General features: G+C 63.9%; 18 protein-coding genes. 10 read left to right on the forward strand and 8 right to left on the reverse strand.

The window, feature by feature from the left end; all coding sequences use genetic code 11:
* Positions 1-121 precede the first annotated feature (121 nt).
* The 3 genes from ppk1 to Spa11_RS03695 all read right to left on the reverse strand — a co-directional run bounded on the left by ppk1 (position 122) and on the right by Spa11_RS03695 (position 6,092).
* The gene (gene ppk1, locus Spa11_RS03685) at positions 122-2,449 is read right to left on the reverse strand and encodes a polyphosphate kinase 1 (RefSeq protein ID WP_145108032.1); all 2,328 of its coding nucleotides are present in this window, start codon (positions 2,447-2,449) and stop codon (positions 122-124) included.
* A 269-nt stretch (positions 2,450-2,718) separates the two neighbouring features.
* A complete protein-coding gene (locus Spa11_RS03690; RefSeq protein ID WP_145108035.1) occupies positions 2,719-5,112 on the reverse strand; it encodes a hypothetical protein in 2,394 nt (797 codons plus the stop codon).
* A 305-nt stretch (positions 5,113-5,417) separates the two neighbouring features.
* The gene (locus Spa11_RS03695) at positions 5,418-6,092 is read right to left on the reverse strand and encodes a hypothetical protein (RefSeq protein WP_145108040.1); all 675 of its coding nucleotides are present in this window, start codon (positions 6,090-6,092) and stop codon (positions 5,418-5,420) included.
* A 523-nt stretch (positions 6,093-6,615) separates the two neighbouring features.
* Between Spa11_RS03695 and Spa11_RS03700 the strand changes: the two genes are divergently transcribed.
* Positions 6,616-7,581: a hypothetical protein gene (locus Spa11_RS03700; protein ID WP_145108043.1), complete on the forward strand. Its 966-nt coding sequence runs from the start codon at positions 6,616-6,618 to the stop codon at positions 7,579-7,581.
* Positions 7,582-7,866: 285 nt separating this feature from the next.
* On the opposite strand, the gene ftsH is transcribed toward Spa11_RS03700, so the two are convergent.
* The 5 genes from ftsH to Spa11_RS03725 all read right to left on the reverse strand — a co-directional run bounded on the left by ftsH (position 7,867) and on the right by Spa11_RS03725 (position 16,169).
* Positions 7,867-9,918 (reverse strand): ATP-dependent zinc metalloprotease FtsH, encoded by a 2,052-nt coding sequence (ftsH, locus tag Spa11_RS03705; RefSeq protein ID WP_197529712.1) that lies wholly within the window; start codon positions 9,916-9,918, stop codon positions 7,867-7,869.
* A 349-nt stretch (positions 9,919-10,267) separates the two neighbouring features.
* Positions 10,268-11,056: a toxin-antitoxin system YwqK family antitoxin gene (locus Spa11_RS03710; RefSeq protein ID WP_145108048.1), complete on the reverse strand. Its 789-nt coding sequence runs from the start codon at positions 11,054-11,056 to the stop codon at positions 10,268-10,270.
* A 298-nt stretch (positions 11,057-11,354) separates the two neighbouring features.
* Complete coding sequence (locus Spa11_RS03715; protein WP_145108051.1) at positions 11,355-12,653, reverse strand: glucose-1-phosphate adenylyltransferase; 1,299 nt, start codon at positions 12,651-12,653, stop codon at positions 11,355-11,357.
* A gap of 100 nt (positions 12,654-12,753) precedes the next feature.
* Positions 12,754-13,260 carry an REP-associated tyrosine transposase gene (locus tag Spa11_RS03720; protein ID WP_145108054.1) on the reverse strand — a complete coding sequence of 169 codons (507 nt, stop codon included), beginning with the start codon at positions 13,258-13,260 and terminating at the stop codon, positions 12,754-12,756.
* Between the two features lie 116 nt (positions 13,261-13,376).
* On the reverse strand, positions 13,377-16,169 hold the full coding sequence (locus tag Spa11_RS03725) for a leucine--tRNA ligase (protein WP_145108058.1): 2,793 nt from the start codon (positions 16,167-16,169) through the stop codon (positions 13,377-13,379).
* Between the two features lie 325 nt (positions 16,170-16,494).
* Between Spa11_RS03725 and Spa11_RS03730 the strand changes: the two genes are divergently transcribed.
* The 9 genes from Spa11_RS03730 to Spa11_RS03770 all read left to right on the forward strand — a co-directional run bounded on the left by Spa11_RS03730 (position 16,495) and on the right by Spa11_RS03770 (position 25,502).
* Positions 16,495-17,619 (forward strand): hypothetical protein, encoded by a 1,125-nt coding sequence (locus Spa11_RS03730; protein WP_145108062.1) that lies wholly within the window; start codon positions 16,495-16,497, stop codon positions 17,617-17,619.
* Positions 17,620-17,776: 157 nt separating this feature from the next.
* Positions 17,777-19,066, forward strand: coding sequence for a homoserine dehydrogenase (locus tag Spa11_RS03735; RefSeq protein WP_145108066.1), 1,290 nt, complete (start codon positions 17,777-17,779; stop codon positions 19,064-19,066).
* Between the two features lie 114 nt (positions 19,067-19,180).
* A complete protein-coding gene (locus Spa11_RS03740; protein ID WP_261342283.1) occupies positions 19,181-19,525 on the forward strand; it encodes a GxxExxY protein in 345 nt (114 codons plus the stop codon).
* A 41-nt stretch (positions 19,526-19,566) separates the two neighbouring features.
* Positions 19,567-20,802 carry a cofactor-independent phosphoglycerate mutase gene (locus Spa11_RS03745; protein ID WP_145108072.1) on the forward strand — a complete coding sequence of 412 codons (1,236 nt, stop codon included), beginning with the start codon at positions 19,567-19,569 and terminating at the stop codon, positions 20,800-20,802.
* A 37-nt stretch (positions 20,803-20,839) separates the two neighbouring features.
* A complete protein-coding gene (locus Spa11_RS03750) occupies positions 20,840-21,226 on the forward strand; it encodes a GxxExxY protein (protein ID WP_197529714.1) in 387 nt (128 codons plus the stop codon).
* Positions 21,227-21,273: 47 nt separating this feature from the next.
* A complete protein-coding gene (locus Spa11_RS03755; protein WP_145108080.1) occupies positions 21,274-23,061 on the forward strand; it encodes an aspartate kinase in 1,788 nt (595 codons plus the stop codon).
* A gap of 74 nt (positions 23,062-23,135) precedes the next feature.
* Positions 23,136-23,579 (forward strand): hypothetical protein, encoded by a 444-nt coding sequence (locus Spa11_RS03760; protein WP_145108085.1) that lies wholly within the window; start codon positions 23,136-23,138, stop codon positions 23,577-23,579.
* A gap of 98 nt (positions 23,580-23,677) precedes the next feature.
* Entirely contained in the window at positions 23,678-24,526 is an 849-nt protein-coding gene (locus tag Spa11_RS03765) for a DUF1559 family PulG-like putative transporter (RefSeq protein ID WP_145108088.1), read from the forward strand.
* 178 nt (positions 24,527-24,704) lie between these two features.
* Positions 24,705-25,502, forward strand: a complete 798-nt coding sequence (locus Spa11_RS03770) for a hypothetical protein (RefSeq protein ID WP_145108092.1) — start codon at positions 24,705-24,707, stop codon at positions 25,500-25,502.
* Positions 25,503-25,507 lie beyond the last annotated feature (5 nt).

The following is a 25,507-nucleotide window of genomic DNA, read 5'->3' on the forward strand; positions in this document are numbered from 1 at the left end:
CCACCAGTTCGACGCTTCCTGCGAGCCCCGCGGCGTCAGTCCGGGGAGTGAAGCGTGTACCGACGCACTCCCCGGACTGACGTCGCGGGGCTCGCCGAAACTTTGCTCGGAAACGTTGCTGCTAGGTGTGGCTCTTCTTGGCGCGAGACTTCGCCTTGTCGGTCGATTTGTCGCTGTCCTTACCGCTGGCCTTTGCCTGGTCGTCGCCGTTGCTGGCTTCAACCGTTTTGGCGGCGACAGGGGCCGCTTCCACAATCGGCGCCGGCGAGTCGTAGAGGTCGTCGTCGTCGAGCTCGGGCTCTTCGTAGTAGTACGGCGCCAGGGTCTGGCCCTCGGCGATCTTGCACAGGTCGGACTGGCTCCGGTGCAGCGTCTCGCCGGACGTGGGCCTCGCGCGGGTGTAGTTGCCCGTCGGTTCGAGCAGCCTAGCGCGAGTGTTGTCGTGGAGGTAGATCGGCGCGATCTCTTGGACGATGCGTTGCTTGAGCGGCGCCGCTTCGACGGGGAACATCACTTCGACGCGGCGCTCGAAGTTTCGGGGCATCCAGTCGGCGCTGGAGAGGAACACCTGCTGCCGCGTCCCCTTGCCGAACACCATGATGCGGCTGTGCTCGAGGAAGCGATCGACGACGCTGCGGACGCGGATGTTCTCCGAGACGCCCGGCAGCCCCGGCTTGAGGCAGCAGACGCCGCGGATCACCAAGTCGATCGGCACGCCGGCATTCGAGGCGTCGTAAAGCGCTTCGATAACGCGGCGATCGACCAGCGAATTAAGCTTGGCGAAGACCCACGACTTCTTGCCGCGCCGCGCGCGGTCCGCCTGTTCGCTGATCAGCTCAATGGTGCGGTCGTGGAGGTCTTGCGGGGCGACGACGAGCTTCTGCCAGTTGCTGTGCTGGGCGTAGCCGGTGAGGAAGTTGAACAGCGCCGAGACTTCATTCGTGAGGGTCTCGTCGGCGGTGAAGAGGCCGACGTCGGTGTAGAGCCGGGCGGTGCTGGGGTTGTAGTTGCCGGTGCCGAGGTGGGCGTAGCGGCGGACGCGGTCCCCCTCTTGGCGAACCACCAGGGCAAGCTTGCAGTGCGTCTTGAGGTCCATGAACCCGAAGACGACGTGGACGCCGGCGCGTTCGAGGCTGCGCGCCCAGGAGATGTTCGCTTGCTCGTCGAAGCGAGCCTTGAGCTCGACGAGCGCTGTGACGTGCTTGCCGGCCTCGGCGGCCTCGATCAGCGAGCTGATGATCGGGCTGTCGCCGCTGGTGCGGTAGAGCGTTTGCTTGATCGCCAAGACGTTCGGGTCGCGCGCGGCTTGCGAGACGAACCGCACGACGGGGCGGAACGAGTCGAACGGGTGGTGCAGCAGCACGTCGCCGCGGCTGATCTCGCGGAAGATGTCTTTTTCTTCGGCGAGATTCGGCGGCACGCGCGGCGTGAACCGCGGGTCTTGTAAGTCGTCGCGGCCGACGAGGTCCGGCAACGCGAAGAGGGCCGTCAGGTCGAGCGGCCCGTCGATGCGGTAGACCTCGCTGTAGCCGGGCGGGTCGGTCCCCTCGGGCGCCACGCGCAGCTCTTCTTGCGTGACGATCATGCCCAGGAGCTCGTCGTCGAGGTCGCGCGAGGCCTCGACGCGCACCGCCTCGGAACGCTGGCGTTGACGCAGACGCGACTCGATCGCGCGGAGCATGTCGTCGCCTTCCTCATCGAGGAGGTCGTAGTCCATGTCGCGGGTGACGCGGAACGCGCCGCTCGAGAGGACCTCGTAGCCGCCGAAGACTTCGGGCAGGCGCCGCGCGACGACGTCTTCGAGCAACAGAAAGTCGCTCTTCTGACCGGGCTCGGTCGGCACGAACCGCGGCGTCATCTGCGGCAGTTGGACCACGGCGTAAAGCCGCGCGGGTCCGATGCCTTTGAGACGCCGCAGCTTGACGGCGAGGTACAGGCCGCGGTTGTGGAAGCGCGGCGTCGGGTGGCTGGGGTCGATCGCCATCGGCGTCAGCACCGGCAGCACCCGCTGGCGGAAGTAGCCGTCGACGGTCTTGCGTTGGTCGCTGGAGAGGTCGCCTTCGTTGAGGATGCGGATGCCGGCTTCGGCGAGCCCGGGGCGCACCGAGTGGTTCCAGCAGTCGTACTGGCGGGCCACCAGCTCGCGCGTCTTGATGGCGATGCGCTCGAGTTGGGAGATCGCCGAGAGCCCGTCCACGGGCGGGTCCTGTGGCGCCATCGCGCCGAAGGCCTGCTCGCGCAAACCGGCGACGCGGACCATGAAGAACTCGTCGAGGTTCGACGAGCAGATCGAGAGGAACTTGGCGCGTTCCAGCAGCGGGGTCGACTCGTCGGCGGCCTCTTCAAGCACGCGCCCGTTGAACTCCAGCCAGCTGAGCTCGCGGTTCAGGAAGTGCTCGGGGAGGTAGTTGACGCCGTTCATTCGGACGGGCTGGTCGCGGGCGGACACGCCCGGAGCCCGGAGGGGTGGGCGACGGGGCAGTTTGGGAGGTTTGTCGCTATTGTGCAGGAAAGAGGGCCTAGTCCGCAAACAGGGAGCCCAAAGGAGTCTCCGAGGCGGGGAAAGCCAGGCAATTCTACCCCGCGGAACAGGGCCGACCGCGACGAAAACCCCCGTGCCCGGGGCCAATTCGGCCCGTTAGACATGGGGTCCATCGGACGGCCCGAAGCCGCGGTGGGCGCCCGCCGCCCCGTTGGAATCGGGACAACGGGTCCCATTCAGACGCGCGGGCGTCGGCGCCCTTGGCCGGTACGCAACGCGATGGCGACGACCGTCACGAGGGCGGACGCGGACGGTTCGGGTACCGAAAGCTGACGGAACGACCCGCCGTTGAAGAGCACGGTGGCGCTGGCGTCGATACTGGCGATGCCGTAGTAGAGTGTCACGCCATTGAGATCGAGCACAGCGCCGGGCCCAAGAAAGAGCTCTTGCACGTAGAGCGCTTCAGTTCCGGGCGTGTTGTCGATGACTTCTTCGAGCCGCAACCCGCCGGCGCCGTTCTGTTCGAGGCGTAGCTCCTGGAGCGAGAAGTTATCGACATAGCCGAGGGGGTCAGGACCGATGTCGGCGCCGGCGACCTCGAGTGATTCGAAGAGGGCGTCGTCCCCGGTGAACAGCAGCCGCGTCTGGTTGAGCGCCCGGTACGCGGCGGGGTTGTTCGCCGAGATCCTCAGGTCGGCGTCCTTCAGTTCGATCATCGAATCGTCGGCGGCGAGCAGCCAACCGGCCGGACCAAGATGCAACTCCTTCGAGACCCGTAGCGCGGCGTCGGCGGAGGCGATCTCCAATCGTGAGGAACCATTGCCGTAGCGGCCGAGTTCGAGGACCTCGACGTCGACCTCACCTCCTTCCAAACGCAGGGTTCCCTGCCCCGGTCCATTGAGGAGGATTCGCTCGGCTTGAAGGTTGCCTTCATCGCCGACGGTGTAAGTCCCCTTGCTGTTGTTGAATCGGGCGATGGCGAGGTCCCCCTCGACGACGTGATCGCCGCGGAACAACTCGTAGACGCCGTTCGTATTCGGCTCGCCGACATCGGCGGCTTGCCGATTGAGGTGCATGCCGCCGCTCTGTACGAACCGGCCGAGCACAGCTAACTCTCCCGACTCAAGGACGCCGCCCGATAGTTGGTACTCGCCTTGACCCCAGATAGCGTTGTCGTAGTAGACGTTGGCGTGGCCACCGGATTGGCGGAACAATCCTTCGCCGAAGCGTCCGATCTCGAGGTCTCCAGCCGTCAGCGAGCCGCCGCTGAGACGGTACTCGCCACGCCCGTTCGCGGCGCCGAGGCGGATCGTCAGCGATTGGCTGGTGTTCTCCTCTTCGGTAAAGGAGCCGCCGGTCTGTTCGAACCGGCCCGGCGATCCGGGTGTCCCGACGGTTAGGTTTCGCGCCCGCAGGTCGCCTGAGAACAAACCGCTCTCAAGGTCTGCGACCGTGATCGATCCCGCGCCCAACCTTGCGGCTCCGGAGAACACCTGGATGCCGTTGCGGACTTCAATGGCGGGATTGGCCCCCGAGTCATTCGACGTGTCGCGGGCCAGGAGCTGACCCCGCACCCGTAGCGGGTCGGTGATGACTCCCAAGCCGAAGACCTGGTCTTGCACCCTTAGGAAGAGGGGAGACCCGGCGGTGTGGGTCAGCCCTGTTCCGAACGCGGCGGCAAAGTCGTCTTCGGAGACGCCAGTTGGCAAGATTGTGAGGGTGCCGGGCGCTTTCTCGAGCACGGCTCCCGAGACGTCGTCGAAGACCGAATCTTGCAGGCTGGCGATGCCGCCTCGGACATCGAGGGTCCAGCTCCCCGCTGTAAAATGGATCGGCCCGCTATCGACCTCGATGCTGTTGACCAAGGCGAGCTCGCCGCCCGACACCTCCACCGTGCCGATAGCGCCGTAGGACGCCGGCGTGACGAACGGTTTGTCGAGAACGACTTCGCCGCCGGCGACTTCGAGGCGGGCGCCATCGCCGATCGTCGCGATACCTAGGCGTGAGACGCCGCCCTCAACGCGGTACACGCCGGTAGACAGACTGCTCCGGAAAGACGCTCCGAGCTGGCCCCCCGTCTGCAAGACGTCGCCGCCGATCGACACATTCTCAGGCAGGACGACGATGCTGTTGCCCGATATCTCGAAGCGCGATCCGGGGTAGGTCGTGAACTCGAAACCGACTTCCAGCTTGCCGCCGGTTTGCTTCTGCATGCCGGCGACCGTCAGTTGGCTCATCTGGAACAATCCACCGCTTTGCTCGATGAGTCCGTTCGCACCGAAGATGCCGCCCGGCTTGAAGACGGCTCCGGATTCGATAGCGAGTCGGCCGAGGTAGGGCCCGTTGATATCGGCTAGCGGGATGTCGGAGAAGCGGATCAGTCGAGGGGTCCAGGTCCCGCCGGCCAACTCAACGGCGCCGGCGCCGGCGTCGCCGCCAAGCAGCAGTTCGTCGGGCCCGTTGACGTTGGATGAGATGACCGCGATGCCGTCGTTGGAAATCTCGGCCGAATCGGTGACGCCCGGGACGCCGTTCGTCCAGTTCGCGGCGTCGAGCCAGTCCGCGGCGCCGATAGCAGACCAAGAGGTGGTCGCGGTTGAGCTCGCCAACGATGTCGAGGGAGTCATCATTGCTACGCTCATGATTAGCGCGCAGTGGATACGCAAGGTGCTCGCCATTTGCCTCGACTCTCCTGTCGCAAACTGCACGGCCAATTGCCGTGCGAGGTGGTGATTGTTAGCCGCGTGGTGGCGGCGAGACTCAAGACGGTTGGCGCGAGTGGCAAAGCTGGCCCCTGGATCGCGTCGAGAACGCTACGCCGTCTCCTTCCGGTTCAACGTGAACTCGATGGTTGGCGAGGCGATTTGCTGACGTGATGAGGGCTGACGCGATGAGGAAAGTCACCTCCGCGTCGCCTGACTCCTAACAAGTTCTACTAACGCCGGCGGAGGCCTAGGGCGGGTCCGAGGACTGCCAGGGCCACCAATGAAGCGGTTCCGGGTTCGGGGAACACCGAGCCAATCCAGTCCTGCGGGCCGGCCGGCGAAGAAGAGAGTGAAAACACAAGGGCGTCGGACGGCGAAAACTCGATGTAGTCCGTCGGGCTGGACCAGAGGCCTTCGGCCGTCGCCACGCTGGCGAGACCGCCGAGCGAGACGATCGTGTCATCCAAGAAGGTGTAGGGATCGCCAATGTTGTTGGGGGTGCCGGCCACGCCCGTCAACGCCGTGGCGGAGGACCCAGCCAAGCGGAGTTGCAGAAAGCTCTCCAAGACAAAGAACGTCGGAATGGCCGGGTCGAACCGGACGAGGCCAACCGCCACGGCGTAGTCGCCGTTGTCGAGTTGGTGGGGAGCTTCGGTCAAGGACCGGAGGAGAGGGGGTCCGTAAGAGTCGCCATAGACGGGCGTCATGATCGAGACGCCCAGGTCGAACTCTGACAAGGGTGAGACAAGGAGCCCCTCGTCGCTGTCCGCGACAACCATCGCCAGATGGCTGTCGGGCGCGTTCAAGCCGACCAACCCGTTCCGAGGGAAGAAGGTGCTCAGTTGACCAAAGGCCGGCGATGAAAGGAGGGCGACGCAGAAGACTGCCAAACGGGCTGATCGCATGATGCTTCTCCCCAAATGATGAGACATGGTTGGAGCCGTGGAATGACTATAACCGCGTAGGATCGGTCCGTGTTGTGAAATCGTCACTGGCGTACGGAGCACGAGGTTGAGGGCTCACGTGATGGCAAAGCCCCGCCCCCGCGCCGTCCCCATCACGGCCCGTCTCCCGCTGCCGAGGAGACCTGGAGAACGGTGTTTTCGAGAGACCTCTCCTAAGGCCCTGGAAGGGCCCTCTCGTGCGTCGAGACACGGGGTCGACACTTTGGTCGAGGAAGGGTGTAAGACGCTCAGCAAGGGCCCTTTTTGCCGATCTGGACGGGTGTCCAGGGGTGGCGGTTCAGACCGGCTTCAACAGAAGGGCGATTGGGCCTTTTCCACTAGTCCGCACCGAGGTGGCGTCCGCTGCCGATGCGCTGGACGTCGACGCCGGTAGCGATCCGTCGCGGAGTAGTTCCTAATTCCTTCCAACGGCCTCGTCATAGCGCTAGGCGCCTCCATCGCGGACCGAACCGACCGGCGGAGCATGCAAGACGCGTTACCGGATGCCAGAGATGATTTCGCCCCCGAGCCGCCAGCGAGGCTTCCACTCGCCGGGCGAATCGTTGGGTATCTGCTCCTCACGATAGGCTTAGGCGCGATCATCGGGGCCGCTTATGACTTGGCGTTCAATGATCGCATCCGTCTCGACCTCGCATCGATCCTGTTTGCGGCCCTCGGGTGGCGGCTGCTGCAGCGAAGAAAATCCGCGCCGGGTTGCGCCGGTATGTTGATCACCCTCAGCCTGATAGGGTCGTTGCTGGGGATTGCGGTCGCCATGGCGATCCCGTTGCTGCCTCAAAACAGCATTCGGGTGAACGGTACATCGACGACCTCGTTGATCCCAGTCGTTCTCGTGATGGTCGTCTGGTCGATCGTGATGCTTTGGGCGCTGAGGGTGCTCAAACGACCCGACGTCAAAGGCTACTGCAACGATGACCCGAGGAAGTGGCACGCCCGACAGTTTCGCTTGGAGCACCTGATTGTCGCGACGGGGATCGTTGCGTTTGCGATTGGATCGAGCACGTTGCGAAGCCAGCTTTCAGCGACGCCTTTCAATTCGAGATACACGACACAGTATGTTACGGCGACCGCCCCACCGGATCAGTTCATCCAGTACTCGATGATACTTACGCATCCCGGGACGGAAACACGGCCAATCATTCATCTCTGTCAGGTGATCCGAAGCGACAAGGAAACCGTGTTGCAGTCGTTGTCGGAAGAGAACGGCAGCTATTTCCTGGAAGTCGATGGTGAGAGATTTCCCTTATCCGATACGGCGCAGTTACACGAAGTGCGCGACGGCAAGCTGGTTGAGATCGAATGCGACCTAACGGAAGCCGATCACGCCGACTTCTTGAACACGCTAGATAGTCGAGAACCCAACGAGCGAGGCGTCGAGGCGCTGAAACGATTCGTCGAGGAGCGAGCGGCCGGGCCGGCAGCCGAGTAGTTTTAGCGTACTTTGTTTTGCCGTAGCGTCTCGCGCAGAGACGCGGAGGGTAGGCAGCGAAGACTCACGCCAAGCCGCCAAGGCGCAAAGACAAAGTCGTTGAGAAATGAGCGTAGCCGCTAACGATCGCGCAGCAACGCGTTCTTTGCGGCTTAGCGCCTTTGCGTGAGTCTTGGAGGCATCCAACTCTGCGTCTCTGCGCGAGACTTCCCCACGTTGCTCCGTGGATCAGAGCGAGGCTAGAAACACTACGGCCAAGTGAAGCACGCTCTAGGAGAAAGAGGCTTACTCCCCTTGCTCGCGCGTCGTCGCGGGGACCTTGTCCGGCGTGATGTACGTCGGCGCTGGCGGGCCCAGGGGGCTGTCGGCGGGGTCGATGGGGGGGCCGATCAGGTCTTCTAGTTCTTTGTCGTCGATCTCTTCGCGCTCGAGCAGCGCCATCGCTAGCGCTTCGAGCTTGTCGCGGTTATCGGTGAGGGTTTGCCGGGCGAGGTCGGACGACTCGGTGAGGATGCGGGTGATCTCTTCGTCGATGACGCGGGCGGTGTGGTCGCTGTAGGGCCGCATCTCTTGGGTGATTTCGCGGCCGAGGAACGGGTCGGTGTGGTCGGTGTGGAAGGCGACGGGGCCGATGCGTTCGCTCATGCCCCAGTGGGCGACCATCTTGCGCGCTAGGCCGGTGGCCTGCTTGAGGTCGTTCTCGGCGCCGGCGCTGAACTCGCTGAACACCAGGTCCTCGGCCGCGCGGCCGGCGAGCGCCATCGCCATGTGGGCGCGCATTTCGCTCTCGGACATGTTGTGGCGGTCCTCGGCGGGGACGTACTGCGTGACGCCCAGGGCGCGGCCGCGGGGGATGATCGTCACCTTGTGGACGCGGTTGCCGCTGGGGATGAGCCAGCCGAGGACGGCGTGGCCCGCCTCGTGGAACGCGGTGACCTGCTTCTCTTTCTCGGTGAGCACGTCTTCGCGGGCGTCGCCCATGAGGATCTTGTCACGGGCGTATTCGAAGTCCTCGGACGTGACGAACGCCCGGTCCTGCCGCGTGGCCCAGAGGGCGGACTCGTTGACGAGGTTCATGATGTCGGCGCCCGTCATGCCGACCGTCGCGCGGGCGAGCTTCTTGAAGTCGACGTCTTCCGACAGCGGCACGCCACGGGTGTGGACCTCGAGGAGCTCTTCGCGTCCCTGGATGGTGGGGCGATCGACGGTGATGTGGCGGTCGAAGCGGCCCGGGCGCAGCAGGGCCGGGTCGAGCACATCGGGCCGGTTGGTGGCGGCGATAACGATGACGGTCTCGCTGGGCGTGAAGCCGTCCATCTCGCTGAGGATCTGGTTGAGCGTCTGCTCGCGCTCGTCGTGGCCGCCGCCGAGGCCGGCGCCGCGTTGGCGACCGACTGCGTCGATCTCGTCGATGAAGAGGATGGCGGGCGCCGCCTTCTTCGCGTTCTTGAACATGTCGCGGACACGGCTGGCGCCGACGCCGACGAACATCTGGATGAACTCCGAGCCGTTGATCGAGAAGAACGGGACCTCGGCCTCGCCGGCGATGGCCTTGGCGAGGAGCGTTTTGCCGGTGCCGGGGGGGCCGTTGAGCAGCACGCCCTTGGGGATGCGGGCGCCGAGCTTCTGGAACTTCTCGGGCTCCTTGAGGAACTCGACGATCTCTTGGAGGTCTTTCTTGACGCCCTTGAGGCCGGCGACGTCCTCGAATGTCTTGCGGGTGTTCTCGTCCGCTTCGTACAACCGCGCGGGGCTGCGGGTGACGCCGCCGAGCATGCCGCCGCCGGTCATCTGGTCACGGGTGCGGCGGGCGAAGGTCCACAGCCAGTAGCCCATGGCAATGAGCAGCCCGAGCCAGACCATCGTGATGATCCAGTCGACGTTGAACTCTTGCTCGACGCGGAAGTAGACGCCGTTGTCGATGAGCTTCTGGCGGAGCCCTTCGTCGAGGCCGGTGCGGCCGATCGTGACGACGAACTGCTTGGGGAGCGGCTCGGCGGCCTTCTCACTCGGCTCCGCGCCTGGGATCACCGGCGGCAGGGGCGGGTCTTTGAACTCGCCGAAGAGGGTCTGGCCCTGGATGACGGCCTTGGAGACGTTGTCGGACCCGACCTGCTCCCAGAAGAACCGGTAGTCGATCTCGGCGACCTGCGTCATCGACTGGAGGGCGAAAAACCCCAGCCCCAGCGCGAGCAAGGCGAAGAGCCATGCCGATTGCGGGAAGACGCGATTACCGGGCCGTCCACCCGGACGATTGTCGCCGCGCTTGGGGCGGTCGCCCGACGACTTGCCGGGCGGCTTCGAGTTGGCGGGTGGTGTCGGTTGGGGGTCGGGCATTCCGTGACGCGAACGTGCTAGCGGGGTGAGCGAATCTTGGCCGGCCGATGGCGACCAGGCGGGGGCCAAGCCGGCGGGTCAGCCTGTGCTAACCCTAGACGCGCGGGGGGGCTTCGCCAACTCACCCCGGGGCTCAAGTTTCAGGCCGAGCAGCCGGGCAGGCGAAGGAAATTCATCACGACGGGCACGAAGGACACGACGGCCGGTCTTGTTGGGCGCTGTTCGTTTCGAAGGCCGAATGGCCTTGTAGGAGGCGTCTCCGACGCCGATTACGCGCACCACGCCGTTTCGGAATGGACACCTTAATCGGCGTCGGAGACGCCTCCTACAGATGTAACCCTGTTAGGGCTTACTTCGCGACGGGTTTGCCTTCGGCGAAGTTCTGCTCGATGACCTTGCCATCGGTTTGCCAGAGCTTTGAAGGGCCGTCCTTCACGCCGTTCTTGAAGTTCACTTCGGCCCGTTTGTCGCCGACGCGGGTCCACTCGGTGGCGAGGCCCTCGAGCTTGCCATCGACGAACTGCGTCTCTTGGCGGAGCTGGCCGTTGGTGTACCAGGTGCGGAAGGCGCCGTCGGCCTTGCCGTCCTTGTAGGTCTCTTCGCGGAGCTTTTGCTCGCCGTCTTCGGAGTAGGTCTCCCAGACGCCGTTGCGCTGGCCCTCGACGTATTCGCGGCGGGCGACGAGCTTGCCCTCTTCGTTGAAGAGCTTCACCTCGCCGTCGGGGCGACCGTCCTTGTAGGTGACTTCCTTGGCGACCGTGCCGTTGGGGTGGTGGTAGACCCACTTGCCGACGGCCTTGCCCTTATTGAACTCGCCCTCGACGTACAGCTCGCCGTTGGAGAAAAACTCCTTGTGCGGGCCGTCGCTGACGATCGAATTGTCCGAGTACTTGACGACACGGCGCTCGAAACGCACCGTCTCGGTGCCGGGGAAGTTCTCCTTGACGACCGTTGACTCGACCTCGATCGGCGGCGGCGGGGCTTCGTCTTCGGGCAGGTAGATCGGCGGGCCCGTGTAGGGCTCGATCGTCACCGATTCGCGGGCGGGTGTCTGTGTGTTCTGGGCGATCACCGTGCCGCACGTGGCGAGCAACGCTGCGAGGGCGGCGAGGCAGAGGCGAGAAGAGAGGGTCGGCATAGGTTCGCGATAGGGATAGCAGCGTCAATGCGGGGGACACCCCCACTACGCAGCGAGGGACGCGTTAATCCCATATTCTACCGCAAGCGGTAGCCCCGTCCACGATGGGGAGCGCTACTTGGTGAGGCAGAAGAAAGGGAACACTAATCAACGCGAATTTACGCTAACAGGGAGGACTTTTCGGGAAGCCCTCTGTTAGTGTTGATCAGTGACGATTAGTGTTCTCGTCTCAGCTCTCTGAGCTTTGCAATCAGCGCCTTGGCGCGACGGCTTGCTCCGGTCGTAGTGGTCGTTTGCCCTACGAAAGCCGCCAGCCGGCTGGGAGCACCGCGTTTTTCGGCACCACGATCACGCCGTCGCGGACGACGCAGCCCTCGCTGCTGTCGTAGTCTTCGCGGACGTCGTCATTGACGATCCGGGCGCCGGCGCCGATCCGGCAGTTCTTGTCGATAATCGCCCCGTCGATGATCGCGCCGGGGCCGACGCCGATCCGCGGCAATCCCTCGGCGTCGTTCTCCGCCATCCGGGAGGTCGATTCGTAGTAGTCGGCGCCCATCATCACGGTGTTGCGGATCGTCACGTCGCGGCCGATCCGGCAACGCAGCCCGATGACGCTGTTCTCGATCTTCGCGCCGGGCTCGATGAAGCAGCCGTCGGCGATCAAGCTGCTGGAGATGTCGGCGCCATCGACGCGGGTCGGCGGTAAGAACCGCGCGCGGGTGTAGATCGGCGCGCTGGACGACGACAGCGCGAACGGCGGGTTGGGCTTCGCCAGTTGGAGGTTGGCCTCGTAGAACGAGCGGATGGTGCCGATGTCTTCCCAGTAGCCGTCGAACAGGTGGAGCTGGACGTGCTGCTTGTGGATGACGGAGGGGAAGATCTCTTTGCCGAAGTCGGATTGCGACTCGTCGCCGAGCGCGTCGAGCAGCGCCTGACGGTTGAAGAGGTAGATGCCCATCGAGGCGAGGCAATCGCGGCCCTCGCTCTTGATGCCACGGGCGTCGATCCAAGCGGGGTCGACGGCCGCGCGGTCTTGCTCTTCCTTGGTCTTGGGCTTCTCGACGAAGCCGGTGACGCGGCCCGTGTCGTCGGCCTGCATCAGGCCGAGGCCTGTAGCTTCTTTGCGGGTGACGGGCTTGGCGGCGATCGTGACGTCGGCGTTGGAACGCTGGTGATCGTCGAGCATCCGCTGGAAGTCCATCCGGTAGAGCTGGTCGCCCGACAGGATGAGGACGTAATCGAAGCCCGCCTCGAGGATGTAGAGCAGGTTCTTGCGGACCGCGTCGGCGGTGCCCTGGTACCAGTCCATGTTGGCGTTGTCGTCGATCGTCTGCTGCGCAGCGAGGATCTCGACGAAGCCGCCGGTGAAGGCGTCGAAGCGGTACGTGCCGCGGATGTGCTGGTGCAGGCTCACCGAGAGGAACTGCGTGAGCACGTACGAGTGGTTGATGCCCGAGTTGATGCAGTTCGAAATCGGGATGTCGATGAGCCGGTACTTGCCCGCCAGCGGGACAGCGGGCTTGGACCGATACCCCGTGAGCGGCAACAGCCGAGTGCCACGCCCACCACCAAGAATCACCGCGACGACGTTTTTCATAGTTGGAACCGCCAGGACGCCAGGAGCGCCAAGGATCGCCAGGGAGGATTTTTATCTGAGGTACGTTATCAACATCTGTAGGAGGCGTCTCCGACGCCGATTACGGCCACCATTCTCGATCGAGCATGCCGTTGCCGAGAAGCGACGCCGAGGAGAATTCCCAGTCAGACGCCACGTCAGCAAGCCCAGCGCGGACCGGATTGTGCTCAATATACTCGCAAAGCGATACGAGTTCATCGCGGTCGCGACAATGCCGGTCGTGGAAGCCTTCCTGCCAAACACTTCCCGATTTCGAACGGTGTCGATTGATTTGAAGGGCGGTGAACTTTGAGAAGCTTCGAACCACCTCCGACAACTCCTCGCCCGGCAGTAAGCAGAAAGCCACATGAAGGTGGTCGGGCATCAGGCAAAACGCGAAGAGCTTAATCCGATCAGTTGCCCGGAGATGATTTAGGCTGCCAAGGAGGATCTTCGCATTGGCGGAATCCGACCCTAGCCGCTGCCGGTCCTTGAAGACCTTGGTGACCATGTAGCATTCCCAGGCTTGGGAAACTCTACCTTCGCGGAGTTTGGAGAGTCTTCCGGCGGGTTGGGATCGATGCGGCATGGTGCGCGTAATCGGCGTCGGAGACGCCTCCTACAGAACGGTTCCCGTTCAGGAAAAATCGACAGCGTGTTGTCAGCTCTTGGCGATCCTGGCGCTCCTGGCGTCTTGGCGGTTTCTCACCCCTTCACGACGAGGTTAACCAGCTTACCCGGGACGACAATCTCTTTGACGATTTGTTTCCCGGCAAGTTGCTCGCCAATTTTGGGGTCGGCTTTGACGGCGGCCAGGATCGCAGCTTGGTCGGCGCCGGTGGGGACGCTCACTTTGCCGCGGACTTTGCCGCTGATTTGGACGACGATCTCCACCGTGTCGGTCGCCAGGTGGGTTTCGTCGAAGGCCGGCCAGGGCTCGTAGGCGAGCGTCTGAGCGTGTCCCAGAGCCGACCACAGCTCTTCACTCAAGTGCGGCGCGAAGGGCGACAGGATGAGCACCAGGGGCTCGAGGCATGCCCTGGGGCGGGACGTCTCCTTGGTGAAGAAGTTGACGAACTCCATCATCCGCGCGATCGCCGTATTGAACGACAGCTTGTCGATGTCTTCGGTGACGGCCTTGATCGTGGCGTGCGTGACGCGGAGCTGCTCGGCGGTGGGCTCGGCGTTGGACACTTCGGCGGCGAGCGTCATCTCTTCGGACCGGTCGTCGATCATCAGCCGCCAGACGCGGCCGAGGAAGTTCCGCACGCCGGCGACCCCTTCCATGTTCCACGGCTTCGAGTCGGGCAGCGGGCCCATGAACATCTCGTAGAGCCGGAGCGCGTCGGCGCCGTACTCGCGGACGACTTCGTCCGGGTTGACGACGTTGCCGCGGCTCTTCGACATCTTCTCGCCGTTCTCGCCGAGGATCATCCCTTGGTTGACGAGCTTCTGGAACGGCTCGGGCGTGCTGACGACGCCGCGGTCGAAGAGCACCATGTGCCAGAACCGCGAGTAGAGCAGGTGCAGCACGGCGTGCTCGGCGCCGCCGATGTAGAGGTCCACCGGCATCCACGCCTTCTCGATCTCGGGGTCGATCGGCGAGTCGCTGTTCTTCGGGTCGAGGAAGCGCAAGTAGTACCAGCAACTGCCGGCCCACTGCGGCATGGTGTTGCTCTCGCGCTTGCACTTAACACCGTCAATGACGGGGTAGAGCCATTCCGCGGGAGCTTTATCGAGCGGCGGCTCGGGGCGGCCGTGTGGCTTGAAGTCTTCGAGGTGCGGCAGATCGACCGGGAGGTCCGACTCGGCGACGGTGCGGATGAGGCCGGTGGGTTTGCCGTCGGTGTCGAGTTCGTGGGCGATCGGGAACGGCTCGCCCCAGAAGCGTTGGCGGCTGAAGAGCCAGTCGCGGAGCTTGTAGTTGACCGCTTCTTTGCCGACGCCCTTTTCGGTCAGCCAAGCGGTGATCTTAGTTTTGAACTCGGCGGTTGGCGTGCCGTCGAATTCACCGGAGTTGATCGCTACGCCTTCGCCTGCATAGACAAATTCTCCTCTGAGGACCGCTTTCCTGCTTGTCCTAGTTTCTGTGACGCTAACTCGATTGGGATGGATTTGAACCTGGCCGCCACTTGCGGTCTGTAAAGGAAAGTTTGTTTTACCTGTGACTTGGATGGACTTTTGAGTTAGGTCGCTGCCTGGATCGACGACCGCTTTGATCGGCAGGCTGAACTTCTTCGCGAACTCAAAGTCGCGCTCGTCGTGCGCCGGGACCGCCATGATCGCGCCGGTGCCGTAGCTGATGAGCACGTAGTCGGCGATCCAGATTGGGATCTGCTCACCGTTTACTGGGTTGATCGCGTACGAGCCGGTGAAGACGCCCGTCTTGTCTTTCGCCAGCTCGGTGCGGTCGAGGTCACTCTTGAAGGACGCTGCTTCGACGTAGGCCTTCACCGCGGCCGCTTGGTCGGGTGTGGTCAAACGCTCGACGTACGGGTGTTCGGGCGCGATGACCATGTACGTCGCGCCGAAGAGCGTGTCGGGGCGGGTTGTGTAGACGCGGAGGACGCCGTCGGCAGGCTTATCGCCCCATTTGACCTCGCCATCAGATTTAGCCCCCGGTGCCGATTCAATCGATAAACGGCCGGGGGCTAATTGCGATGTTGAGTTTGTTTGCGCGATTCGGAAATCAACTTCCGCGCCCGTGCTCCGCCCAATCCAATTCCGCTGCAGTGCTTTGACGCCCTCGGGCCAATCGAGCTTTTCGAGCCCCGCCGACAAGCGGTCGGCGTACGACGTGATACGGAGCATCCATTGGCGTAGCGGGCGGCGTTCGACGGGGTGGCCGCCGCGTTCGCTCTTGCCGTCGATCACTTCTTCGTTGGCGAGCACCGTGCCGAGCGCGGGGCACCAGTTCACTGGCGCCGAGCTTTGGTACGCCAGCCGGCGCTCATCGACCCAGCGGCGCGCGAAGTCCTCGCCCATCGCCTGCACGTCTTCGGGAATCTCCAGCTCGGCGATCGGCCGGCCCTTCTGCTGTTCACGATCGAACCAAGTGTCGTAGAGCTTCAGGAAGATCCACTGCGTCCAGCGGACGTACTCGACATCGGTCGTCGCGATCTCACGGTCCCAGTCGTAGCTAAAGCCGAGCATCTTTAACTGGCGGCGGAACGTCGCGATGTTTTTCTCGGTCTGCACGCGCGGGTGCTCGCCCGTCTTGATGGCGTGCTCCTCGGCGGGGAGGCCGAAGGCGTCGAAGCCCATCGGGTGGACGACCGAGTACCCCTGCATCCGTCGCGCGCGGCAGACGATGTCGGTGGCGGTGTACCCCTCCGGGTGCCCAACGTGCAGCCCGTCGCCCGACGGGTAAGGGAACATGTCGAGCGCGTAGAGTTTCTTCTGCGGATCGTCCGGCAACCGCGGCGCGCTGAAGGTGTTGTCGGCTTCCCAGAAGGCTTGCCACTTGGGCTCGATGGTGGCGGGGTTGTAGCGGGGCATCGAGCGGTCGAAGGGGGAAGGCGGGAGGGCGAAGGCGGAGAGTAGAGCGATGGCGAGCCGGCGACGCGAGTCGTTGGAGTGAAGTGGGTACCAGCCGCAGCTCCGACGACTCGCGTCGCCGGCTCGCCGAAGTCTTGCGATTCTATCGCCGGGCGCGCTGAGCGCAAACCACTGCAAACTTTGACTTTAGAGGCTCTGTGGGTGTACACTTCGAGTCGATTTCTCGGGGATCGCCCCTCGCTCGTCTTCGTGACGTTTGCTTCTGACTACTTTCGTTCAACTTGATCCGAGCCCGCCGATGAGACGCCTCGCAGCGAGCACTGCCTTGCTATCCGTCCTCGCGACGAGCAGTACCTGCCTCGCGGACTACATCCTCAACACCCGAACCAGCGCGGTACGGTACAGCGATGACGGGGTACGTCTGATCGAATACGGATCGTCGAGAAACCCGAGCCCTAATCCAACCCCAAACGATGCAACGCCCGTCCTCGGTGAAGCGATGGTGTCGTTGTCGCTGGCGCCGATCGCCAAGTTGATGGTCGTTACGCATGACCTGGGTAGCCATAGCCTCTACGGTTTCGACGCTTTCTCAGGATTGCCGCTCTATGGCAACCAGCCAGCCACCCCTGAGGGAAAGTCTTTCTGGTCGTCAGGATACGGCCCCTACGAGTCGCGCTGCGGGAGTCAAGGCTGCAGTCTCACCCCAGATGGATTTGAAACGACGGCGAGACTCGCGGGGGAGGTGCTGTTCCACCCCGATGGCTATCTCTATGGGGTAGGATACGCCGACCTCTTCAGTGGCACACCGAATGCATCGACGTACGTCGAGTCGAGGGCTGCTCTAATGAGATTCGCGAAAGATTTCAGCGGAGGACCTTCCGTCGTTTCCGTCCTGCCTTATATATCAGATTCTCAGATGTCACCGTTGGATTTCTTCACGCCCGAACTTTTGCCGTCGGGCGAGGTTGCTGTAACGTTTGAGAACACGAATCCTCTTACCAGTCAGCCGAACGATCGCTATAGCTATTCGGTTGATGTTAGCGCATTCCGAAGCCCGATGCAGGGTAGTTTCGTCGTTCCAGCGACTGCGATTGCGCTGCCCCGACAATCATTGCTGGAAAAGGTGGACTTGACGTCATCTGGAAGTCCCGTCGGAAGCCTCTTTACTGGGGCGTTCGAGGACGGTAGAGGCAATATCGTTGTGCTACGCGCGGTTCACGGCGGCGCAAATGGGCCGTACGGGCCGTTCACGACCGCCAGCCTGCTTGAGTTCGACGCCACGACTGGCGACTTCAAGCGGACGGTGTTTAGCGAGGACCTGCCGGATCAGTTCTACGACAACTATTATAGCGGCGGCATTTATATAGCCGTGCCGGAGCCCACTAGTGGCGTCCTAGCTGCTTGTTGCGCCGCTGCAGTACTTGCTCGACGCCATCCGCAGGTGAAGTAAGGTCGGTCGGGATTCCCTGTTCACGATTCTATTCTACTCTACGCGAGCGCAAACCTCGCCGTCCGTTGACCTTCGGGCGCAGCGTGCTTCTACTGTCGGGTCTGGTTTCTAGCCCCGGACACCGGTCTTTTACGACCCCCGCCCCATCGACGCTGTTGTGGAAAAGACCAAGATTGGCCTCATCGGACTCGGCACGGTTGGGTCGGGCGTCGCTCAGATTCTCTTGGACCATGGAGACCGGACCGCTCGGCAAGCGGGACGGGTGCTGTGGCTCGAGAAGGCGGCGGTCCGCGACCCCAAGAAGCCCCGGGGCTGTGACGTCCCCGACGGAGTGCTGACGGACGACATCGACGCGGTCGTGGCCGATCCGTCGATCGACGTCGTCGCCGAGCTGATGGGGGGCGTCGAGCGCGCCCGCGAGGTGGTGCTCGCTTTGCTTAATTCGGGCAAGGACGTCGTGACGGCGAATAAGGCGCTGATCGCGGCCCATGGGCCCGAGCTGTTCGACGCGGCGCGGGCGGCGGGGCGGACGATTGCTTTCGAAGCGGCGGTCGCCGGCGGCATCCCGATCATCGCCAACCTCAGCCAATGTCTGTCGGCCAACCAGGTCGAGTCGCTCACCGGCATCCTCAACGGCACCTGCAACTTCATCCTCTCGAAAATGCATCGCGAGGGCGCGCCGTACGCCGACGTGCTCGCCGAGGCGCAGCGGCTCGGTTACGCCGAGGCCGACCCGGCGATGGACGTCGATGGGACCGACACGGCGCAGAAGCTGGCGATCCTCGCACACCTGGCGTTCGGCGCGCGGCCCGACTGGCGTGCGATCCCGCGCACCGGGATCGACACGCTCGACCTCGCCGACGTGAAGATGGCCCAGGAGCTGGGATATACGATCAAGCTGCTGGGCGTTGCGGAGCTTACGGCGAAGGGTTTGCAACTCTCGGTCGGCCCGACGCTGGTGAAAAACGGCAACCCGATGGCGGACGTGTCGGGGCCGATGAACGCGGTGCGAATCACAGCCGACGCGGTGGGCGAGCTGTTCTTACAGGGGCCAGGCGCGGGGCAGATGCCAACCGCCTCCGCAGTCGTCGCGGACCTGATCGACACGGCCGTCGGCCGCACGCGGCTGACGTTCCAGACGCTCAAGTTGTGGAGCGCCGAGTCCGACCGCACGCCGGTGGCCGACCCGGCCGAGGCGCTGGCGAAGTTCTACCTGCGTGTCGAAGCGGCGGACGAGCCGGGCGTCCTCGCGCAGATCGCCGCGGCGCTGGCGGCCGAGGGGATCTCAATCGCCAGCTTCCAGCAACAAGCAAGCGAAGCGGCGACGGTGCCGCTGGTGCTGATGACGCACGAGACGACCGAGGGCGCCGTGTCGCGGGCTTGCGAAGCGATCGGCAAGCTGAAACCCGTCGCGGCGGGGCCGGTACGGCTGCGCGTTGTTGGTTAGTTCGCAAGAGAATTAACCACAAAGGAACTAAGGAACGAAGGACGGATCAACGGGAAGGGTTTTGTGGGCAGGTTTGAGCCGATCGCTGAAAGGGACGAGGCACTTGCTCGGGTAGTGCTGGACGCGGCCTTTCGTGTTCACTCGAAGCTTGGCCCTGGTTTGCTCGAGTCGATCTATGAGCACTGCCTTGATAAGGAATTGACGAAGAGTGGAGTTCCTTTTGAGCGTCAGCCGCTGCTCGCGATCGAGTACGACGGCGAGATCATCGACGCTGGGCTACGGATGGACTTGTTCATTGACAAACGAGTCATCGTCGAACTCAAAGCAGTGGAACAACTCGCTCCCATCCACGAAGCCCAACTGTTTACCTACCTCAAGCTGACCAATTGCCGCCTCGGCCTCTTACTCAACTTCAACGTCCCGCATTTCAAAGATGGAATCAAACGAGTGGTGCGGTAGCACCCTTCGTTCCTTGGTTCCTTTGTGGTGAATAAATCCTTATGAAATACGTAATCGTCATCCCCGACGGCGCCGCCGATGAGGCGCAGGGTTCGCTCGGTGGTAAGACGCCGCTGGAGGCGGCTGCGACACCGCACATGGTCGCGCTCGCGAAGCGGGGCGTTGTCGCGCGGGCTTGCCATACGCCTAAGTCGCTGCCGGCGGGGAGTGAGATTGGGAATCTTTCGCTGCTCGGCTACGACCCGTTCGCGCACTTTACCGGCCGGGCGCCGATGGAGGCGGCTGCGCAGGGGATCGAGCTGGGCGAAGGGGATTGGGCGGTTCGTTGCAACACGGTCACCGTCGAGGATCATGGCGACGGTCCGGTGATGGTGGACTTCACGGCGGACCATATCACTTCGGAGGAGTCGGCGGCGCTGCTGAAGACGTTGCAGGACGAGGTCGCTAGCGATCCGAAATGGCGGGGCGCCTTGGAGTTCGTCCCGGGCGTTAGTTACCGCAACCTCTTGATCTGGCGTGGCGACAAGCTGGCGGCGCCGTTCTCAAACGACACCCGCACTCAGGCGCCGCACGATTGGACCGACTTGGTGATCCACGACGCCCACCCGAAGGGCCCCGGCGGCGGGGTGCTGGTGGATTTGATGGAGGCTTCGGAGCGGATTTTCGCTGACCATTCCGTCAATAAGAAACGCGTCGCCGAGGGACACAAGCCGGCGACCAGCGTCTGGCTGTGGGGGCAGGGCGGGGCCCCCACATTGCAGCCGTTCGCTGAGAAGTTCGGGCCGAAGGGGGCGATGATTACGGCGGTGGACCTGCTGCGCGGCATCGCGGCGCTGGTGGGTTGGGACCGGATCGAAGTCCCCGGCGCCACGGGGTATCTCGACACCGACTACGCGGCCAAGGGCCGCTACGCGATCGACGCGCTCGGCAAGTACGATATGGTCTGCGTCCACGTCGAGGCGCCGGACGAGGCGTCGCACGAAGGCCGGGCCGACGAGAAGGTGAAGGCGATCGAAGAGATCGACCGCCACATCGTCGGCCCGCTGGTCGAGGCGCTAGAGAAACGCGGCGAGCCGTGGCGCATGATGATCAGCCCCGACCACCCGACGTTTCTCAGCACCAAGAAGCACACCCACGGCGACGTGCCCGTGTGCTTGGCGGGCGAAGGGATCGAGGCCGACGGGGCTGCGTCTTACGACGACAAAGTGGCGGCGGCGTCCGAGTTGGCGTTCCCGAATGGTTGGGATGCGATGCGCTGGTTTATCAAAGGAAGCTGAACCGCCAAGACGCCAGGAGCGCCAAGGAACGCCAAGAGTGCATGAGCCTAGTGAAGCCGCCGATCGACTGGCGAAGCAGATTTGGGAGTCTGCTCTTGAAGTCCATCGCGTCCTTGGTGCTGGATTCTTGGAATCGGTATATGAAAGAGCTTTGGAAGTCGAGCTATCCGCGCGAGGAATCGAATTCGCCCGACAACATCCCGTTGCTCTTACTTACAAGGGAGTGCCGGTCGGCGATGCGAGGCTTGATTTCTTGATTGGTGGTCTTGTTGTCGTGGAATTGAAGTCCGTCGATTTGCTTCATGCGATCCATCATGCTCAAGTCCTCAATTACCTTCGTGCGACCAGTCTTGAGCTGGGTCTGCTGATCAACTTCAACGTGCCGTTACTTAAAGACGGCTTCAAGAGAATCGTACTTACCTAACTTTCCTTGGCGATCCTTGGCGCTCTTGGCGACTTGGCGGTTCCCCTATGTCACTTATCGTTCAGAAGTTTGGCGGCACCAGTGTTGCCGATGCCGAGAAGATCCGTGCCGCCGCTCGTCGGGCGCTCCGCGCGCAGCAGCAGGGGGCGCAGGTGGTCATGGTCGTGTCGGCCATGGGGCATCAGACGGACATCCTTGTCGATCTCGCCGCGCAGGTTTGTGAAGACGCGCCGGCGCGGGAGATGGACATGCTGCTCTCGACGGGCGAGCAGGTGTCGGTGGCGCTGATGGCGATGGCGATTCATGATCTGGGTGGGCAGGCGGTGAGCCTTACCGGGGCGCAGATGGAGATCCGCACCGACAGCGCGCACGGCAAGGCGCGGATCCGTTCGATCGGGGCAGATCGCATTCGCGCGCACCTCGATGCTGGCCGCATTGTGATCGCCGCGGGGTTCCAGGGAATCGACGAGAACCTCAATATCACGACCCTCGGCCGCGGCGGCAGCGATACGACTGCGGTGGCGCTGGCGGCGGTGCTCGGCGCCGACATGTGCGAGATCTACACCGACGTGGACGGCGTGTTCACGACCGACCCACGGATCGAGCCGGCCGCGCGGAAGATGGACTGCGTGTCGCACGACGAGATTCTGGAGCTGGCAAGCCTCGGCGCGGGCGTGATGCACAGCCGGTCGATTGAGTTCGGCAAGAAGTTCAACGTGCCGATCCACGTGCGCAACTCGGGCGTCTTCACCGACGTGCCGGGCACGATCATCGGTCCGCTGAGCGAGGCGGCCGACCGCGCGGTGAGCGGCGCGGCGTTAACGAAGAACGAGGCGCAGCTGACGATCGCCGGCGTGCCGGATAAGCCGGGCGTGAGCTTGGCGCTGCTGGAGTCGTTGTCGGCGGCGAACCTGTCGGTCGACATGATCGTGCAGAGCCGCGGCGCCGATGGGCGGGCGAACATCTCGTTCACGGTGCTCGACACGGAGCTGAACGCCGCGAAGAAGGCGGCCAGAGAGGCTGCCGCGGCGGTTGGAGCCCGTGAGGTCCGTGTTGGTGAGCCGGTGTCGAAGGTCTCGGTCGTCGGTCTCGGGATGGCGAGCCAGCCCGGCGTCGCGCGGCGGATGTTCCGCGCGCTAGCCGACGCGGGCATCAACATTCATGCGATCTCGACCAGCACGATCAAGGTTTCGTGCCTCGTGGCGCGCGAGCAGGGGCAAGAGGCGTTGCGTGTGGTGCACCGCGAGTTCGAGCTCGGCAAGACGCCGTCGAGCCCCGCGACGATCGAGGACTCGCTCGCCGCCGCGAAGGAGGCGAAAGCCGCCGACGCCGAGGCGGTGATCGCGAGGCTGCAAGCGATGGAAGAGCTGCGGATCGACGGTTGTGAGATCGACGAATCGCAGGCGTTGCTCTCGCTACGGAGTGTGCCCGACACGCCGGGCGTCGCGGCGCAGATCTTCGAGGCGATCGCCGCGCGGGACGTGATGGTGGACCTGATCGTGCAGTCGATCGGTGAAGACGGCCTCACGAGCGTCGGCATCACGGTGCCGCAGAAAGACGCCAAGGCCGCCGCGGATATCGTCGCCGAGGTCGCGGAGAAGATCGGCGGCGAGGTGAGCCTCGACCCGGGCGTTGCGATCCTGTCGGTGACGGGCGTCGGCGTCCGCAGCCACACGGGCGTCGGGACGCGCATCTTCCGGGCGCTGAGCGCCGCGGGGATCAACGTCGAGATGATCGGCACCAGCGAGGTGCGCGTCAGCGTCGTGATCGGCGGCGAGCATGGCGCCAAGGCGCTGGCGGCGACGGAGAAGGCGTTCGCGGACGTGATCCGCTGAGGCTCCCGGCTCGCGGATTATTCGGGCCGCGGAAGCTGGACGGATCGTTCGCTGCGTGCGACAGTGTTGGTCCCGTGTCCCGCCTTTGGTCCATCGCCGGCTTCGCGATCCGCTTGGCGGTCGCGCTTTCGCTGTGTCTCGGCGCGGCGACGAAGGACGCGTTCACGCACTCCGCGTTTTGGCTTTCGGGCCTGACAACGGGCGAGGCCGTTGCGGGGGGAGCTTACTTCCATAGCCATGGGGCGGGGGAGCTGGCTCACTGGCATCCGTTCCCGGTTGCTGATTCGGAGCCGACCGCTAAGCCGCTGAGCGGCGGGACGCCAGGTTACAGGGCGGCCAGTGGCGACGTTCACGACCACGTGTGCCCGCCTGCTGTGCCGGGCGTCGTTGCGACGCTCTCGATCGCGCAGGCTCTGTCGATTGCTCCCCCGACGGAGTTGGGGCGACTCTCGACGCGCGTCGATGCATCGTCATCGAAGTGGCGCGCCATGCGGCCACGCGGGCCGCCCGCGGCTTAGCGTCGCCCTTCTTTCTCCGCGTCGCACATCTCCGAATCGGTTCCGCGCTTGCGGGAACTGGTTGCGTGCGGCGTGTCCTTGGTCTCGGGAGCGATTTCGTGCGCTCGCGCTGCGCTTTTACGCTCGTTGAGCTGCTGGTGGTGATCGCCATCATCGGCGCGCTCGTGGCGCTGCTCTTGCCGGCGGTTCAGTCGGCGCGGGCGGCGGCGCGGCGGACGCAGTGTGCGAGTTCGATGCGGCAGCTCGGGATCGCGACGCACCAGTACGCCGACACGCATCGGGGCGACTTTCCATTGCTCGCTTACACAAACCGTGCCTACACGGAATGGGAGCAATCGCCCGACGCGACGCCGGCGGACCAAGAAGAAGTCTCTTGGATCGCCACGCTGGCGCCGTACGCCGAGGACGTCGATGCAATTCGCCTTTGCCCGGACGACCTCGTGCGGATCAACGGCGAAGCGCTGACGAGCGACGAGATGAAAGCAGGCTCGGGTGTACCTCCGGGGATGCTGCGGGCCGACACGAGCTACGCGATGAACGGCTACTTGCGTTATCCCGACCGCGTCCCGGCCGGGGCGCCGCCGGCAATCGCCAAGGCGATTCGGCAGCGGCAGGAGGGGATGGTCGGCTCGCTGTACGACCTCGCCGCGACGCACCAGACGCTGATGATGCTGGAGAGCATCGCGGCCGATGGGGCGGCGGGAGTGTTTGCCCGGGCGGACCACACGCATTCAGAGATGTGGTTCGTCGACGCCGAGTTGCTCGACGAGGGCGAGCGGCGCGAACAGGTGTACGGCGCGGTGACCGAGGAGGTCGCCGTCGATCGTCACCCAGGACGCGTCGCGAACTACCTGTACGCCGACGCCCACGTGGAAGTGATCTCGTCGGAGACGATCGCGGCGTGGTGCGCTGAGAACTTCAATTTTGCGAAGCCGCCGCAGCATTAGAGGCGGCTTTCGTTTCACAACAACAAGGCTGTTCCGAACGACCTTGCGGGAGGGGTCTCCCGACCCCGATTACGCGCACCATGCCGTGTTCGGCCAAGAGACCGTATTCGGCGTCGGGAGACGACGCCTCCCACAAGTTGGATTCCGGAGCGGCGCCTACACCTTGAGGATTTTATCGATGAAGAAGCTTACGATTGCGATGGGACTTGTGTCGCTTACTACTTCGAGCGTGGCGCCGGAGGCCTTCGCTCACGGCAGCGGCGGCGATATCGCTGTGTTTGAGACAGATGGGAAGGCGGACGTTGGTTACGCCAAGCTAGACGAAGACGACATCGAGCAGATCGCTTTCGATCCGAACGACAGCGTTTTCCAAGCGGTGCTCGTGCCGCTGGCGACCAACCCGGTGATCCCCTACGACCTCTCCTCGACCGAGCCGGGTTACGACGCCAACGAGGGAGACCTGCCGGCACTCGCCGAGATCTTCTGGAACCTGCAAGAGCTGTCGTACTGGGACGGCGCCGGCACGCCGAACTTTGCGCCCGCTACGGGTGTGGCGGGCGGCTATGCGCCGCAGCCCGTCGTCACGCAGGCTAGCGGCGGCTTCCACACGCACGAGCATTTCGGCCTGGAAGACCTGACCGCCGACGGGCAGCCGATCCCCGACGGCGTTTACCTGGCGGAGTTCACGATCAGCGTCGAGGGTTTGGAGGATTCGGACTCGTACTACATGGTGTCGCTCGTCGAGAGCTTGGTGAACGACGCGGCCGACCCGATCGCGTTGGGGGAGGAGATCGGCGAAGCGGTGATAGCGTTCATGGAAGACCCGTCGTCGGGCGCGCCGGTGGTTGGGGGCAAGGATTTTTCTTTCTACGCCAGCGCCATCCAACACGCCGAGTCGCTCGTAGTCCCTGAGCCGACCACTCTGGCGATGGTGGCGATGCTGGCTGCGTGTGTCCCTGCCCGGCGCCGCGGTTAGCACTG

This window comes from Botrimarina mediterranea, from assembly GCF_007753265.1.
GTDB lineage: Bacteria > Planctomycetota > Planctomycetia > Pirellulales > Lacipirellulaceae > Botrimarina > Botrimarina mediterranea.